The organism is Gaetbulibacter sp. M235 (assembly GCF_043876835.1).
In the GTDB taxonomy this organism is placed as follows: Bacteria; Bacteroidota; Bacteroidia; order Flavobacteriales; family Flavobacteriaceae; genus Yeosuana.
The window spans coordinates 80,097-96,023 of sequence record NZ_JBAWJZ010000004.1 but is presented as its reverse complement, the minus strand read 5'-3'; the positions used below and the strand labels follow the sequence as shown (position 1 = coordinate 96,023).

Sequence of the window (15,927 nt, the reverse complement as noted above, 5' to 3'; positions counted from 1 at the left end):
CCAAGACTATATTATTGTTGTGATTTGACTTTTATTTTTTTTGGCGGAATTACCGAAGGAGCTATACCCTTTTTCTGCATTGCTACCATAATTTCAGATTCCATTTTTAATCTCATTAATTTTGAGCGCCCATCAATAAATTCTGAACGCATTTCATTTACTTCATTTTTTAATCTAGCAATTTCATATACTTTTTTATCAGCGCTATGAGAACTTGCAATCATCACTATAGCCAAAGAAGAAATAAAAATGATAACTCTCCAGTTTTTAAAAGAATCATCACTCACCAAAAAGGTTCCTTTTAATATTCTATAGATACTTTTTTTCATTTATATTTTTTCAGCTACTCTCAATTTTGCACTTCTTGCTCTGCTGTTACTATTGATCTCTTCTTTTGACGGCACAATAAGTCCGTTTATTTTTTTTAAAGGCACTTCAAAATTTCCATACATATCACGCTCTGGCTCACCTTCAAACATTCCATTTCTAATAAAACGTTTCACTAATCTGTCTTCTAAAGAGTGATACGAAATAAAGCTCAACCTACCTCCTTGTTTTAAAAGCTCTGGTGTTTGTTCTAAAAATTCTTTTAAAGCTTCAATTTCCTGATTCACCTCTATACGAATGGCTTGATATATTTGTGCTAATACTTTATTTTCATGTCTTGGCGGCAAGAATTTCTTCAACACCTTTTTAAGTTGCTCACTGGTTTTAATAACATGGTCTTTTCTATGCTCAATAATAACTTTAGCCATTGCTAATCCTGCTCTTAATTCACCATATTGTAAGAATACATTTTTCAACTGTTCTTCTTCATATTCATTTATCACATTAAAAGCTGATAATTGATTTTTTTGATTCATCCTCATATCTAAATCGGCTTCAAAACGTGTTGAAAAACCTCTTTCCGCAACATCAAACTGATGTGATGACACACCAAAATCTGCTAAAATGCCATCTACTTGCTTAACCCCATAAAATCTCAAAAAACGTTTTATGTGCCTGAAATTTTCATTAATTAAAGTAAACCTGTTATCGTCAATAGTATTTGCAAGAGCGTCTTGATCTTGATCAAAAGCAAACAATTTCCCCTTGTCTCCAAGATGTTTTAATATTTCTCTGCTGTGACCACCACCACCAAAAGTCACATCAACATAAACACCGTCTTCTTTAATTTTTAAACCTTCAACGGTTTCTTTTAGCAATACTGGGTTATGATATTCCATTGTCATCGTCTTCTTGTCCCATAACTTCTTCAGCTAAATCCGCAAAGTCTCCTGTTGCATCATCAATAGCCTGTTCATATTTATCTTTATCCCATATTTCAATTATGTTAATAGCAGAAGACACCACTATGTTTTTTGAAATATTTGCAAAAACCGTCAAGTCTTTAGGTATCAATAGACGACCATTAGAGTCAATCTCAATAACTTTTACGCCAGCCGTAAAACGACGTATAAAATCATTATTCTTCTTTTTAAACTTATTAAGCTTATTCACTTTTTGCATTAAAATCTCCCATTCAGACATAGGATACAATTCTAAACAAGATTGAAAGACAGCACGTTTTAAAACAAAACCACTTTGCAAGACAGGATTCAGCTGCTTTTTTAATGCAGCAGGAAGCATAAGCCTTCCCTTAGCATCAACTTTACATTCGTATGTCCCTATTAATGAATTCAAAACAGCTGGTAGTAGTTTTAGTCTTTAAGTTTCAAATATATTGAAAATTTTACCACTTTTTACCACAATATACCACTTTGTTAATAATTTTTCGACCAAATACCATTATCATGCCATTTATCTTTAAAAAACAATACTTAATTCCTTGTTTTCAATTGATTACCAATTTTTCACAAAAAAGATTTTTATTGTTAACATCTGCAGGCTGAATATTTACTGTTGTCTACCAATAAAATGGTTGAAATATCAATGAAATAACTATATTTGTTCTTATACAAAATGACCAATTAGTTAAAGATGCATCTTTTAAAAAAGGAAAAAAATTACAGTTATATTGAAGTTGGAGAAGGCACTCCATTGATAATATTACATGGCCTTATGGGTGGCTTAAGTAATTTTGATTACGTAACTCGTTATTTTAGCACAAAAGGCTATAGAGTTATTATTCCCGAGTTACCAATTTACACAATGTCTTTATTAAAAACCAATGTAAAAAGTTTTGCAAAATACTTGCATGATTTTATTGATTTTAAAGATTTAAATGATGTCATTTTGTTAGGAAATTCTCTTGGTGGACACATTGGTTTATATCATACCAAATTATATCCTTCAAAAGTTAAGGCACTTGTTATTACGGGAAGTTCAGGGCTTTATGAAAGTGCTATGGGCGGTGGTTACACAAAACGAAGTGATTACGAAGTAATAAAAAAGAAATCGCAAGACGTTTTTTATAATCCTGAAGTTGCAACTAAAGAAATTGTTGATGAAGTTTATGCTACTGTAAATGACAGAAACAAACTTATTAAAACTTTAGCTATAGCAAAAAGTGCCATAAGACATAATATGGCTAACGATTTGCCTAAAATGAAAACACCAACCTGTATCATTTGGGGTAAAAATGATACGGTAACACCTCCAGAAGTTGCTCAAGAATTTAATAGCTTATTACCTGACTCTGATTTATTTTGGATTGACAAATGTGGGCATGCAGCTATGATGGAACATCCGGAAGAGTTCAATAAAATTCTTGAAGACTGGTTAACAAAAAGAAATTTATAGAATTTCTAAAACGAACCTTATGCTAGTAAAATCTGCTGAATTTGTGATGAGCAATTCTGATGTGGCAAAATGCCCAAAAAACAGAATGCCCGAATATGCTTTTATTGGCAGAAGTAATGTTGGTAAATCTTCTCTGATTAATATGCTTACCAATAAAAAGAGTTTAGCAAAAACATCTGGAAAACCTGGGAAAACCCAATTAATAAATCATTTTTTAATCAATAAAAACTGGTATTTGGTTGACTTACCTGGATATGGTTATGCCAAAGTTTCAAAAAGCTCAAAAAAAACATTTCAAAAATTCATAACACAATATTTTAGTTTACGCGAACAATTGGTTTCCGCTTTTGTTTTGGTTGATATTCGACATGACCCACAACCTATCGATTTAGAATTTATGCAATGGTTAGGTGAAAACGGAATTCCTTTTTCTATAGTGTTTACAAAAGCTGATAAATTAAAACCTAAAGCTATTGAAAACCACATTGAAAACTATAAGTCAATCTTGCTTGAAACTTGGGAAGATATGCCTAATTATTTTGTAACCTCATCATCAAAAGACATTGGCAAAGAAGAAGTTTTAGGATATATTGAAACATTAAATGGCAATATGGAATTAAGCAACATCTAAAACTTTCAGAAGCTTACTTTAATACTTTTTAAATGAAATCATTAAGTCAAATTATTTTTACAACCATTCTATCGTGTTTAGTATTAAGTTGTAACGAAAAAAAAACATCACAACCAAATGAGAACACAACTAAATGGTATAAAGGCAATTTGCACACGCACACGTATTGGAGCGATGGTGATGAATTTCCTGAAGTTGTTTTAAATTGGTACAAATCTAACAACTACCAATTTCTTGCATTATCAGATCATAATACAATAGCCGAAGAAGAAAAATGGATACAAATTCCAAAAGATTCTATCTATCAAAATGCTTTTAAAAATTACTTAGAAAAATATGGTAAAGAATGGGTGACCTATAAAATAGATTCTGGCAAAACATCTGTAAAACTTAAAACCTACAATGAGTACAAAGGATTAACAGAAGAAAAAGGGAAGTTTTTGGTAATTCATTCAGAAGAAATAACAGACAGATACAACAAGCATTTTGTTCATATGAATGCTACCAACATTCAAAAAAAAATTGAACCACAAGGCGGAAACAGCACTCTTGAAGTCATTCAAAATAATTTAGATGCCATACTTCAACAAAGAAAGGAAACAGGAATTCCAATAATACCTCACCTAAATCATCCAAACTTTTATTACAGTGTAACTTTAGAAGATATGATAGCATTAAAAGGTGAACGTTTTTTTGAAATCTATAACGGCCATCCTTTAGTTCATAATATGGGAGATTCAACACATTTAGCTACTGAAGAAATGTGGGATTTAATTAATATGGCTTACATAAAAGACAAAAAACCTATAATGTATGGTACGGCAACAGATGATTCCCATCACTACCACATAAAAGGAAACAAGTGGAGTAATGCGGGCCGTGGTTGGGTTATGGTAAAGTCTGACACACTTTCTGCCAGTGCCTTAATCCACGCTATGGAAGCTGGGGATTTTTACGCTACTACAGGTGTAACTTTAAAAACATTACAATTGAAGGACAGAGAACTTACTATTGAAATCGCAGAAGAACCAACAGTAAATTACAATATCTCTTTTATTGGCTGTAAAAAAGGCGAGACAGAAACAAAAGAATTATTAAAGATTAATGGGATTAAAGCCAATTATAAAATAACTGATGATATTCTTTTTGTAAGATGTAAAATTACTTCAACCAAACTGCAAGACAACCCAATTGAAGATATTTTGTATGAAACTGCTTGGACTCAACCCATTTTAAATTGATTCTTCTATTTCATTAGCACCTATTCTTATTATAGAAATTGCCACACTAACTAAGGTAGATTTAAACCTATTTTAGTGTGGCAATTATTACATATTGCTATCAAAAACTATTTTAAGAAATTAGTTTTTTACTGTGGCAACCTTTTTAATATTGTATGCAGTTTTTAAATCTTGAAGCACATTTATAGCTTCTTCAACATATACATCTTGACTTAGACTTTTGTACCAACGATCTCGTTTCTCTTTTAAATCTGTTGTGTCTTTAGCAAAAAGTTCTTTCTCGTAAGCGGTTGGTTCAAAAGTTAAATTTGTTTTATATTTTGTTATTCCATCAAATCGTTCAGACTCCTTATCGTTTAAAGCAAGTTCTGCTTTATACTTATTATAATTTAAGGGAACAACAGTTTCATCAATTTTACTTTTTATCCATTTAGCATTTTCTTCTATGAGTTTTAATTGTGTGTTATTCCTCATTCGCTCATTACTACTTTTTATAGCTTCATCATAATCAAAGTAATTACTCCAAGTGGTATATTTTGCAGCATCAATCTCATCCCAAGGCAAAGCATTTTCTTTGTCTTTTTCTCCTACATCAATAAAACTAAATTTATCAGGAACTATTACATCACTTTTAACACCTTCTAATTGTACCGAACCACCGTTAATTCTGTAATACTTTTGAGTAGTTAAAGCCAGTGCACCTAAGTCTCCATTGGTATTATTACGAACCCAACTGTTTAAATCTAATACATTTTGAACGGTACCTTTTCCATAGGTTTGTTTACTTCCTATGATAATGGCTCTTTTATAATCTTGCATTGCAGCCGACATAATTTCTGATGCAGAAGCAGAAAGTTCGTTTACCAATATCACCAATGGCCCATCCCATGATATAGATTTATCTTTGTCTTCCAATACTTGTTTTGGCTCTCCAGTTGAACGTACTTGAACAATAGGACCACTTTCGATAAATAATCCGGCCATATCAACCACTGCAGGTAAAGAACCCCCACCATTATCACGCAAATCTAGAACAAGCCCTTGCATACCTTCAGCTTTCAAACGTTCAATTTCTTTTTTAACATCTGCAGCTGCATTTAACTTTTTATAATTATTAAAATCCAGATAAAAGCTAGGTAGGTCAATTACTCCAAATTTCATATTATCTTTTTCAACTAAAGAGGCTTTTGCATAAGTTTCATCTAACTCAATAATATCTCTTGTAAGTGTGATGTCTTTAATGGTTCCGTCAACTTTTTTAATTGTTAAAGTCACTTTAGTTCCTTTTGGTCCCTTAATGTATTTAATAGCATCATTAATAGGCATTCCTACAATATTAACTGGAAACTCTTCTTTTTCTTGTTTTACTTTTAATATAACATCTTCAACTTCAAGTTCGTTACTCCTCCAAGCTGGCCCACCTGAAATCAATTCTACTATTTTAATGTAGTCCATGCGTTTTTGCAATCTTGCCCCAATTCCCTCTAATTTACCAGACATTCTTGTGTCAAAATCTTCTTTGCTCTTTGGTGCTAAATAGTAAGTATGAGGATCATATTCTTCTACTATAGTGTTTACATAAACGGCAAACCAATCTTCACGTTTTAAATCATCAATAGTATCATTAAAATAAATGTCAATAGATTTTAACGTAGTTTCTCTAGCTTCTTTTTCAATTTCTTGTTCAGTTTTCATAACGTAAGAAGGGTCTTTTTCTTTGGTCATTTTTTCTTGAGTATAGATATCATCATAATTAGAAAGTGTTGAAAATTTTAGTTGTTGTCTCCAACGATCTTTCATTTCTTTTTTATTTTTCACATACCCAATTTTGTCGTAATCCGTATTAAAAGATTCGTCTTTAGAATAGTCAAAAGGTTGTGATAAAACTTCTTTATAAATTACTTTTGCCTCTTCTATACGTTTTAACATACGCTCATAAGTGACATTAAAAAAAGTAATATCATATGCTTTTAATTGATCGTCAATATTGGTTTCAAATTTTTTAAAATCCTCTATATCAGACTCATAAAAATACCGTTTAACAGGATCCAGGTTTTCTACATAATCTTTAAAAAGTTCAACAGAAAAAGCATCATCCATTGCTATAGGATCAAAATGTCCTTGTTGTAAAACAAAAGTCACTACTTGTATCAGTAATTTATCTTTGTCTGGATCGGCAAATGTTTTGGTAGTGAAACTACACGATGCGAAAGCTAACAGCAATAGCAATAACAAAATTTTATAGTTCCTTTTCATAATTTTCTTCATCATATCTTTTAATAGTAAGAAATCATTTTTAACAGATTACCATTGATACTTGCATCAAATAATAACTAAAAAAATGAATATCATATATTTTTTACTAAAATAAAGAAAAAACCATGCCAATAAATTCTATCGGTACTAATTTTTTGTTAAACCAAACAAATTGAGCAATTACTAAGTAAATTATGTATTTTAGCGATGATTTTACAATAAATAATATGACCCAAAAACCTCTAATATTAGTGACTAATGACGATGGAATTAATGCTCCAGGAATCAGGACTTTAATTGAAGTTATGAATGAAATTGGCGATGTTGTTGTGGTTGCGCCTGATAGTCCTCAAAGTGGGATGGGTCATGCTATTACAATTGATTCAACACTTTATGTAGAACGTGTGATAGTTGATAATGAAAAACAACTGGAATATAGTTGCTCCGGAACTCCTGCTGATTGTGTTAAACTTGGAATAAGAGAAGTCTTAGACAGAAAACCAGATTTGTGTGTTTCTGGCATTAATCATGGATCAAATTCATCAATTAATGTAATTTATTCAGGGACCATGAGTGCTGCTATTGAAGCTGGGATTGAAGGCATTCCTTCTATTGGATTTTCATTACTTAACTATAAATGGAATGCCGATTTTAGTGCAACTAAAAGCTATGTGAAAAAAATATCAGAAATGGTTTTGAAACATGGATTACCTAATGGAATAGTGTTAAATGTAAATATTCCGAACATCTCAAAAAAAGAAATAAAAGGTATTAAAATTTGCCGACAAGCAAAGGCCAATTGGGTTGAAGAGTTTGACAAACGTAAAAACCCGCAGGGAAAAGACTATTATTGGCTTACTGGAAAATTTGTTAATTTAGATTATGGTGAAGACACAGACGAATGGGCTCTTGAAAATGGTTATATTTCTTTAGTTCCTGTGCAATTTGATTTAACAGCGCATCATTATATTCAAAATTTAAACTCTTGGAATTTAAATGGTTAAAAAAGAACTAATTATAGGATTATTAGTAGGGTTAATTGCAAATGCCATTGGATTAATTTTGGCGGCGACAATTCTTGGAAATGGAGACGATTTCACCAAAGTTATAAAAGCTGCAGCTGCAGAAGGGTTTCTGGGAAAGCTTATCAGTCTAGGTGCTATTTTAAATTTGATTACTTTTTTTATTTTTATTAAGAAAAAACAAGATTACAGAGCTAGAGGCGTTTTGATAATTACCATTTTTGTGGCTGTTTTTACTTTTGTTTTTAAATTAATATAAGTCATTCTCAAATGAATTATTACATCATAGCAGGAGAAGCATCAGGTGATTTACATGGCTCAAACCTAATGAAAGCATTACTTAAAAAAGATGTTAATGCAAGCTTTAGATTTTGGGGCGGAGACCTTATGCAAAAAGTTAGTAATGATTTAGTTAAGCACTATAAAGACTTAGCTTTTATGGGTTTTTTAGAGGTGATAATGAATTTAAAAACCATTTCAAAAAACTTAAGTTTTTGTAAGAATGACATTGAAAATTTCAATCCAGATGTTATAATTTTTATTGATTATCCTGGTTTTAATTTGCGTATTGCAAAGTGGGCAAAACAGAAAGGCTATAAAACACATTACTACATTTCTCCGCAAATTTGGGCTTGGAAAGAAAACAGAATCAATGCCATTAAACGTGATATTGACAAGATGTATGTCATACTTCCTTTTGAAAAAAATTTTTATGAAGAAAAACATCATTTTCACGTAGAGTTTGTAGGTCACCCATTAATTGATGCTATTGCTGATAGAAATCAAGTTGATGAATACGAGTTTAGGGCAAACCACGAACTAAGTGAAAAACCCATTATTGCCTTATTACCCGGTAGCAGAAAACAGGAAATAAACAAAATGCTTGAAGTTATGCTTAGTGTGGTTGACAGCTTTCCAAGTTATCAATTTGTTATTGCAGGTGCTCCAAGTCAGGATTTTGAGTTCTATAAAAAATTCATAAAAAACAAAAATATCAGCTTTGTTTCTAATAAAACCTATGATTTGTTAAGTGTATCATTTGCTGCTTTGGTAACATCAGGAACAGCAACGCTTGAAACAGCAATTTTTAAAATCCCGCAAGTGGTTTGTTATAAAGGTAGCTGGTTATCATATCAAATAGGAAAACGCCTTGTAAAACTTAAGTATATATCGTTGGTTAACTTAATCATGGATAAAGAAGTGGTTAAAGAGCTTATTCAAAATGATTTCAACACTAAAAATCTAAAGAAAGAACTTAATGTTATCTTAGACCCTAATGAGCGTACTAAATATTTTATGAATTATTATGAACTAGAAAAAGCTCTGGGTGGAAAAGGAGCAAGTGAAAAGACAGCAAAATTAATTTTTAAAGCTATAAAGCATCAATTTACTCATGAAATATAGGCTACTTTTTTTAATAATACTGTTAGTTTTTCATAGTTGCAAATCTTCTAAATATTTAACAGGAGATAAAGCTGATTCACCTAAAGTAGTAATTAGTTCAGGTGAAATTACAGAAAAAAAGGGGGCAGATATTCCAAAAAATGACTTAATCACCTCAACCAACTCTTCAACTTATTCAACAAAAGCGTTAGATATTATTGATTTTGCCAAACAATTTGAAGGTGTTAAATACAAACCAGGTGGCACAACTAAATCTGGAATGGATTGCTCCGGCTTAGTATTTGAAACTTTTAAAGCTTTTAATATTTTACTTCCCAGAATTTCTAGAGACATGGCAAAAGAAGGCGATAAAGTTTTAATTGATGATGTTAAACAAGGTGATTTACTTTTTTTTAAAACAACTAGCAAACGAAATGTAATAAGCCATGTTGGACTAGTTGTTACTTCACTTCCTGGCAATATTGAATTTATACATTCTACCACAAGCCAAGGTGTTATTATTTCCTCATTAGTAGAACGTTATTGGTATTATTCATTTGTAGAAGCTCGTAGAATGTTGTAAGATATTTATTATCTTTCATTCATGAAGCTACTTAATTTTCCCATTATAAAGCTAACTATTTACCTCATTATAGGTATTTTAATAGGATATTACTGCAATATCTCAATCTATTTTACTTTATTCATTTTAGGTCTGCTCATCCTAATTTTAACAGTAGTATTCTTAATTGCCAAAAAGCAATTTGCAAAAACGATATGGTTCGGATTATTTGCATTTTTAATTATGGTTTTCATTGGAGTTTTGACAGTAAATTTTCATAATCAAAAAAACTATTCAAATCATTATTCAAACTTTATTACTAAAAATGATTCCATAAAAACCATAACATTTAGAATAAGAGAAGTTTTAAAACCCGGTAATTATTATGACAAATACATTATAGATATTTTAAAAGAAGACTCCATACAAGTCTCAGGAAAATCTATTTTAAATGTTCAAAAGGACACTCTTAAAAACGTATTGCACGTTGATGATATATTTATTACTAATGCTATTTTTAAAGAGGTTATTCCTCCTTTAAATCCAAGTCAATTCAATTATAAAAGCTATCTAGAAAAACAATATATCTGTCATCAACTTTTTATTAAAAATGATGCACTCTTTAAAGTAAAAACAAATCAACAAACACTGTTTGGAATTGCCAATAACATTAGAGAACATATCAATTTAAAGTTGAAATCTTATAAATTCAAACCAGATGAACTGGCAATTATCAATGCCATTTTATTAGGTCAGCGACAAAATATCAGTGACGATGTTTATAGTAATTACACAAATGCTGGTGCTATACATATTCTTGCAATTTCTGGCTTACATATTGGAATTATCCTAATGATATTAAGTTCTACTTTCAAACCAATAGAACGCTTACGTTATGGCGCTTTTATAAAAGCATTATTGCTTGTTGTTATTTTATGGGGTTTTGCAATTATTGCAGGCCTTTCTGCGTCAGTAACACGTGCTGTAACCATGTTTAGTATTGTGGCTATTGGCTTTAATTTAAAAAGACCAGCCAATATTTATAATACACTTGCCATTTCAATTTTTATACTCTTGCTTTTTAAACCTTTATTCCTTTTTGATGTTGGCTTTCAGTTAAGTTATATGGCCGTTTTTGGCATTGTAACCATTGATCCTTATTTAACTAAATTGTGGAAACCAAAATATTATATTCCTAAAAAAGCATGGGAAGTTATACGAATAACATTTTCTGCACAACTAGGCATTCTGCCAATTAGCCTATATTATTTTCATCAGTTTCCAGGGTTATTCTTTCTTTCAAACTTATTAATTATTCCGTTTTTAGGTTTCATTTTAGGTTTTGGAATTGTTGTTATTGTGTTAGCCATATTAAATATTTTGCCTGATTTTTTAGCTGATTTATTTGGAAGCACTATCAGTCTTATGAATACTGTTATTGAATGGGTTGCCCAACAAGATACGTTTCTATTTAAAAATATTTCGTTTAATATTTTATTTGTAATTGCTTCCTATCTATTAATCATTGCTCTTGTTAGATTTTTTACAAAAAGAAATTATAAAAATCTGGTCTTTTTATTTTTAGCAATTATTATAGGGCAAAGCATTTTTATATACTCAAAATTTGAGTCTCCAAAAAATCAATTTTTAGTATTTCATAAAAGACGTTATACTTTACTGGGAAATAAGTTTGGCAACAAAATATGTATCGCTAATAATTTTGATGACGCTACCGAAAAAAAGGATAAAATCATAACAGATTATACGATTGAAAATCAAATTAAAAGTCTTCAAAAAGATTCATTGCAATCCGTTTATATTTTAGGAAACAAGAAACTATTAGTGATAGATAGTTTAGGTGTTTATAATGTAAAATCGTTTAAACCAGATTTTATACTGCTGCGAAATTCGCCTAAAATTAATTTAAACCGAATTTTAGATTCACTACATCCATTACTTGTTGTAGCAGATGGCAGCAATTACAAAACGTATTCTGAACGATGGAAAAGCACCTGTAAGAAAACAAAAATCCCTTTTCATCTAACAAGTGAAAAGGGAGTTTTTATAATTGATTATTAATAAACTTATTGTTTAAACTCTGGTTTAAAAGCATTGTAATACGCATTGAATTTTTCTTGAGAATCCATGTTTTTATGGTCGTCTTTTTTAAACATTTTTAAATACAATTCAAGTTGGTTAGGCGTTTGATAACCACGTATTGGAGCAATAAGATCTCCCTTTTCATCCATAAAAACAATTGTTGGATAAGCATTCACCTGAAAATAATTAGTTAATTGATGTGGTGAATTACGCCTGTTTGCCAATTCTGGTTTATAATTTGGATTTGAAAATGTTTTTTCTTTAAATGAAATAACATCGTTTCCTTCAGCATTAAACTTAACCGCATAATAATTTTGGTTAACATAGTTTACAACATCGGCATTATGAAAGGTATTTTTATCAAGCATTTTACAAGGCCCACACCAATTGGTATAAACATCCATCATGATTTTTTTTGGAGTTTTCTTTTGAAGCGCAATAGCTTGTTCGAGAGTCATCCATTTTATCTCTTGTGCAATCCCTTTAATTGAAGTTAAAGCAAAAAGAATTATAATATATTTTAATTGTTTCATTTCTTGTTTTTTAAAGATTTAGGTTTACTGTTCAAAAAGTGTACCTAAAATATAAAAACGACTACTTAACTAACGTGTTTTTTGAATTTTTTAACTAATTTTTCGATTAACGGACACCATGCATCAACTTTTTAAGCACTGGATTTAATAACATTGATATTATACCAACACCAATTGGTATCAAAGTAAATATTAAAAAGAAGGTGCCTAATGAGTATTGCTCCGATATTTTATCAATCATGCCTCCCATGGTTCCTGCTGCTTTTTGCCCAACAGCAATAGCTAAATACCAAACACCAAACATAAATCCAATCATTCTAGCTGGTACCAATTTACTCAAATAAGAAAGCCCTAAAGGAGATAGGCAAAGTTCGCCCATGGTATGTAATAAGTAAGCTAAAATTAAAAATATAATACTTACAGAAGCTGTTTTAGCTCCAGATGGAATTCCTGATGCTCCATATGATAAAATTGCAAAACCAAGACCTAATAATATCAAACCTATACCATACTTCATGGCAGCACTAGGATTGTATTTACTTTCCCACCATCTTGAAAACAATGGAGCTAAGGTTATTATAAAGAATGAGTTTAAAATACCGAACCAAGTAGCGTCAATTTGGTTTCCTTCCTGAGAAAATTTATCAGTTAACCTAAAAATCACCAAACTCCAAACTCCAATAAAAGCAATTCCCAATATTATATTTGATACTCCAATCTTAGAAAATGTTTTCTTGAATAATAAAAATATTACATAAGTAATAATTATTAAGGGAACCGTTGTAAGCAAAGCATCTACAACTTTAAAAATCATTGCAGAATTTCCAATTAGATTCCTATTTGTATAATCTCTGGCAAACAAGGTCATTGATCCAAGTGATTGTTCAAAAAAAGCAAAAAAGAAAACAGTAAAAACCCCAAAAACAGATACTGCAATAATTCTATCTCTAACCACTGGAATATATCTAGAAATTCTAGTAATTAGTAATATTAAAAATAATACTAACGCAGCTAAAACAACTACATTAGAACCATTCAAACCACCTATTTCAAAAGGGAACAAACTAAATCCTTTAATTTTTTCCAAAGGATCATTAAACAAATATAAGAGACCTCCTATTGAAGAAAAAACAACCAACACCTTATCAAACAAAGTAAAAGGATTAAGTTTTTCATCAACAGAAACCTCTTCTGTAACAACATTTTTCTCGTTAATGTTTTGAGGTAATTCTACTTCATGTACCTTACTTGGTTTTGCCCCTATATTTCCAAACAAACTACCTGCTAACCAAAATTGAAGCATTCCAAAAAACATGAAAATTCCAGCTAAACCAAATCCCCAAGACCATCCAAAATTTTCAGCCAAATAACCACAAAGCATCATTCCAAAAAATGCTCCTGCATTTACTCCCATATAAAAAATAGTATAGGCTCCATCTTTTTTAGACTCTTTACCTTTATACATTTCAGATATAATAGAGGTAATATTGGGTTTAAAAAAGCCGGTTCCTATTACTAATAAAGCCAATCCTAAATAAAAAGTTAAGGTAGTTTCCATAGCCATAGAAGCATGACCTAAAGTCATAATTAAACAACCTATTACTACGGCTAATCTATAACCAGTTATTTTATCGGCAATCCAACCACCAATAATGGGAGTTAAGTAAAGTAATGACGCATAAGTACCAATTAAAGCTAAAGCATGTTCTCTTGGCCATTCCCACCCTGGACTATCACTTAAAATAGGTGCGGTTAAAAATAAAACCAATAAAATTCGCATTCCATAAAACGAGAAACGCTCCCACATTTCGGTAAAAAATAAGATAAATAGTCCTGCCGGATGCCCTAAAACTTTGTCTTTAAAAAGATTTTCAATATCTGTGTTCATAAAATTGTTTTTAGATTATTAGAAGAGAAAAAGCTTATATTAAATTATTCATCATCATAAGAATGCATTATATGTTCGTCATCTTCAGCTCCATGAGTTAATAATTCTAATTTCTTACGAAATACCATTACTAATCCAGCAAATATGATACAAAAAACAGCAATTCCAGTAAAAATAGTGTATTCACCTAGGTTTTCAGATGCTTCTCCCAAGAGTCCGGCAATTTTATTTCCAAAACCTGTTACAGCAAAATAAATTCCCATCATTAATGAAGCATATTTTACAGGAGCCAATTTTGTAATATAAGATAAAGCTACTGGTGAAAGGCACAATTCCCCAACGGTATGGAATAAATAAGCTAAAACCAACCAATACATTGCTGAGGCTCCAACAGCTTCATACTGTGCCACAGCAGCTGTCATGAAAAAGAATCCGGTTCCCATGATAATTAATCCAATTATCATTTTAAATAACGAAGTAGCAACCTTTCCTTTTAATTTTCTATTAGCCCAAAACAAAGCTACCGATGTTCCTAAAAAAATAATAAACATGGAATTTAAAGATTGAAACCATGATGCGGGAACTTCCCAACCCAATAACATTCTATTGGTTTTTTCAGATGTGTATATATTCATCAATCCTCCGGCTTGTTCAAATGCTCCCCAAAAAACAATAACCAACAAAAATGAAATAAATAAGACCACTACTCTATCTTTCTCGATTTTTGTCAGTGGTCTTTTCATAGCTTCTTTATCTGCTTCATTTTTTGAGGTTCCAATAAAATCGCCAACATGTTGTAAATATTTCTGTCCTAAAACATATTGCAATAATCCTAGTGCCATACCAATTCCTGCCAAACCAAAACCATAGTGCCAACCATGAACTTCACCAACATATCCAACAATTAGACCAGCCAAAAACGCGCCAACATTAATTCCTATATAAAAAATAGTAAATCCTTTATCTCTTCTAATATCTCCTTGTTTGTAAAGACCTCCTACCATGGTAGAAATATTTGGTTTTAACAATCCAACACCTGCAATGATTAATCCTAAACCCAAATAAAAAGCCCACATTTGTTCAACTGCTAAAATGCTATGACCAGCTACCAACAAAATACCTCCGTATAAAACAGATTTTTTTTGCCCTAAAAAATTATCGGCTATCCATCCACCGGGAATTGATGCAACATAAACCAACATGGTATACCAACCATATAAAGCCAATGCTTCTCCATTTGTCCAACCTAATCCAGAGTTAGTATCGGTTGTAGATTTTACTAAATACAAAACAAGAATCGCTCTCATTCCATAGTAAGAAAACCGTTCCCACATTTCTGTAAAAAACAAAATATACAAGCCAATTGGTTGACCAAAAAGTTCTCTTTGATGTGGTTTTAATGCTGTTGACGCCATAAATTAATTTTAGGTTAGAATTTTTACTTTTTTTATTGAACTTTGACTAGATTGTAATCGTTTAAAAAGCCTATATTTTCAAAAGTGAAATTATAGTAATCTTGTCAAAATCAATAAAATATTGATTTTTCAATAATTGTTACCAAGTTTACTA

At 30.9% G+C, this 15,927-nt stretch carries 15 protein-coding genes; 8 read left to right on the top strand and 7 right to left on the bottom strand.

The genetic code is table 11. The features are described 5' to 3' along the window. Positions 1-11 precede the first annotated feature (11 nt). Genes V8G69_RS07800 through mraZ form a run of 3 tightly spaced genes read right to left on the bottom strand, consistent with a single transcriptional unit; the run spans position 12 to position 1,683 of the window. Positions 12-329, bottom strand: a complete 318-nt coding sequence (locus V8G69_RS07800; RefSeq protein WP_394881276.1) for an FtsL-like putative cell division protein — start codon at positions 327-329, stop codon at positions 12-14. Continuing rightward, positions 330-1,226 (bottom strand): 16S rRNA (cytosine(1402)-N(4))-methyltransferase RsmH, encoded by an 897-nt coding sequence (gene rsmH / locus V8G69_RS07795; RefSeq protein ID WP_394881275.1) that lies wholly within the window; start codon positions 1,224-1,226, stop codon positions 330-332. It lies immediately after the preceding gene. Next, on the bottom strand, positions 1,213-1,683 hold the full coding sequence (gene mraZ, locus V8G69_RS07790) for a division/cell wall cluster transcriptional repressor MraZ (RefSeq protein WP_394881274.1): 471 nt from the start codon (positions 1,681-1,683) through the stop codon (positions 1,213-1,215). Before mraZ ends, rsmH begins: the two co-directional genes overlap by 14 nt. Positions 1,684-1,980: 297 nt before the next feature. On the opposite strand from mraZ, the gene V8G69_RS07785 reads away from it, so the two are divergent. Genes V8G69_RS07785 through V8G69_RS07775 form a run of 3 tightly spaced genes read left to right on the top strand, consistent with a single transcriptional unit; the run spans position 1,981 to position 4,614 of the window. Further along, positions 1,981-2,742 (top strand): alpha/beta fold hydrolase, encoded by a 762-nt coding sequence (locus tag V8G69_RS07785; RefSeq protein WP_394881273.1) that lies wholly within the window; start codon positions 1,981-1,983, stop codon positions 2,740-2,742. A 19-nt stretch (positions 2,743-2,761) separates the two neighbouring features. Continuing rightward, positions 2,762-3,373 (top strand): ribosome biogenesis GTP-binding protein YihA/YsxC, encoded by a 612-nt coding sequence (yihA, locus tag V8G69_RS07780; protein WP_394881272.1) that lies wholly within the window; start codon positions 2,762-2,764, stop codon positions 3,371-3,373. Between the two features lie 32 nt (positions 3,374-3,405). Continuing rightward, entirely contained in the window at positions 3,406-4,614 is a 1,209-nt protein-coding gene (locus V8G69_RS07775) for a histidinol-phosphatase (protein ID WP_394881271.1), read from the top strand. 120 nt (positions 4,615-4,734) lie between these two features. On the opposite strand, the gene V8G69_RS07770 is transcribed toward V8G69_RS07775, so the two are convergent. Beyond that, positions 4,735-6,870, bottom strand: a complete 2,136-nt coding sequence (locus tag V8G69_RS07770; protein ID WP_394881270.1) for a carboxy terminal-processing peptidase — start codon at positions 6,868-6,870, stop codon at positions 4,735-4,737. Positions 6,871-7,097: 227 nt separating this feature from the next. On the opposite strand from V8G69_RS07770, the gene surE reads away from it, so the two are divergent. The 5 genes from surE to V8G69_RS07745 are packed head-to-tail and all read left to right on the top strand — an operon-like array spanning position 7,098 to position 11,916. Beyond that, positions 7,098-7,874: a 5'/3'-nucleotidase SurE gene (surE, locus tag V8G69_RS07765; protein WP_394881269.1), complete on the top strand. Its 777-nt coding sequence runs from the start codon at positions 7,098-7,100 to the stop codon at positions 7,872-7,874. Beyond that, positions 7,867-8,151, top strand: a complete 285-nt coding sequence (locus tag V8G69_RS07760) for a hypothetical protein (protein WP_394881268.1) — start codon at positions 7,867-7,869, stop codon at positions 8,149-8,151. Before surE ends, V8G69_RS07760 begins: the two co-directional genes overlap by 8 nt. Before the next feature lie 11 nt (positions 8,152-8,162). Further along, entirely contained in the window at positions 8,163-9,296 is a 1,134-nt protein-coding gene (gene lpxB, locus V8G69_RS07755) for a lipid-A-disaccharide synthase (protein WP_394881267.1), read from the top strand. Further along, positions 9,286-9,858: a C40 family peptidase gene (locus V8G69_RS07750; RefSeq protein ID WP_394881266.1), complete on the top strand. Its 573-nt coding sequence runs from the start codon at positions 9,286-9,288 to the stop codon at positions 9,856-9,858. Before lpxB ends, V8G69_RS07750 begins: the two co-directional genes overlap by 11 nt. A gap of 21 nt (positions 9,859-9,879) precedes the next feature. Further along, a complete protein-coding gene (locus V8G69_RS07745; RefSeq protein ID WP_394881265.1) occupies positions 9,880-11,916 on the top strand; it encodes a ComEC/Rec2 family competence protein in 2,037 nt (678 codons plus the stop codon). A 5-nt stretch (positions 11,917-11,921) separates the two neighbouring features. On the opposite strand, the gene V8G69_RS07740 is transcribed toward V8G69_RS07745, so the two are convergent. The 3 genes from V8G69_RS07740 to V8G69_RS07730 form a co-directional block, all read right to left on the bottom strand. Beyond that, positions 11,922-12,470, bottom strand: a complete 549-nt coding sequence (locus tag V8G69_RS07740) for a thioredoxin family protein (protein ID WP_394881264.1) — start codon at positions 12,468-12,470, stop codon at positions 11,922-11,924. Between the two features lie 106 nt (positions 12,471-12,576). Then, positions 12,577-14,358 carry a peptide MFS transporter gene (locus tag V8G69_RS07735; RefSeq protein WP_394881263.1) on the bottom strand — a complete coding sequence of 594 codons (1,782 nt, stop codon included), beginning with the start codon at positions 14,356-14,358 and terminating at the stop codon, positions 12,577-12,579. Positions 14,359-14,402: 44 nt separating this feature from the next. Continuing rightward, positions 14,403-15,773 (bottom strand): peptide MFS transporter, encoded by a 1,371-nt coding sequence (locus V8G69_RS07730; RefSeq protein WP_394881262.1) that lies wholly within the window; start codon positions 15,771-15,773, stop codon positions 14,403-14,405. Between the last annotated feature and the right edge of the window lie 154 nt (positions 15,774-15,927).

Coding starts and splice junctions, on each gene's coding strand:
- V8G69_RS07800 (WP_394881276.1), bottom strand. CDS start 329: ATGAAAAAAAGTATCTATAGAATATTAAAAGGAACCTTTTTGGTGAGT.
- rsmH (WP_394881275.1), bottom strand. CDS start 1,226: ATGGAATATCATAACCCAGTATTGCTAAAAGAAACCGTTGAAGGTTTA.
- V8G69_RS07785 (WP_394881273.1), top strand. CDS start 1,981: ATGCATCTTTTAAAAAAGGAAAAAAATTACAGTTATATTGAAGTTGGA.
- yihA (WP_394881272.1), top strand. CDS start 2,762: ATGCTAGTAAAATCTGCTGAATTTGTGATGAGCAATTCTGATGTGGCA.
- V8G69_RS07775 (WP_394881271.1), top strand. CDS start 3,406: ATGAAATCATTAAGTCAAATTATTTTTACAACCATTCTATCGTGTTTA.
- V8G69_RS07770 (WP_394881270.1), bottom strand. CDS start 6,870: ATGAAAAGGAACTATAAAATTTTGTTATTGCTATTGCTGTTAGCTTTC.
- surE (WP_394881269.1), top strand. CDS start 7,098: ATGACCCAAAAACCTCTAATATTAGTGACTAATGACGATGGAATTAAT.
- V8G69_RS07760 (WP_394881268.1), top strand. CDS start 7,867: ATGGTTAAAAAAGAACTAATTATAGGATTATTAGTAGGGTTAATTGCA.
- lpxB (WP_394881267.1), top strand. CDS start 8,163: ATGAATTATTACATCATAGCAGGAGAAGCATCAGGTGATTTACATGGC.
- V8G69_RS07750 (WP_394881266.1), top strand. CDS start 9,286: ATGAAATATAGGCTACTTTTTTTAATAATACTGTTAGTTTTTCATAGT.
- V8G69_RS07745 (WP_394881265.1), top strand. CDS start 9,880: ATGAAGCTACTTAATTTTCCCATTATAAAGCTAACTATTTACCTCATT.
- V8G69_RS07740 (WP_394881264.1), bottom strand. CDS start 12,470: ATGAAACAATTAAAATATATTATAATTCTTTTTGCTTTAACTTCAATT.
- V8G69_RS07735 (WP_394881263.1), bottom strand. CDS start 14,358: ATGAACACAGATATTGAAAATCTTTTTAAAGACAAAGTTTTAGGGCAT.
- V8G69_RS07730 (WP_394881262.1), bottom strand. CDS start 15,773: ATGGCGTCAACAGCATTAAAACCACATCAAAGAGAACTTTTTGGTCAA.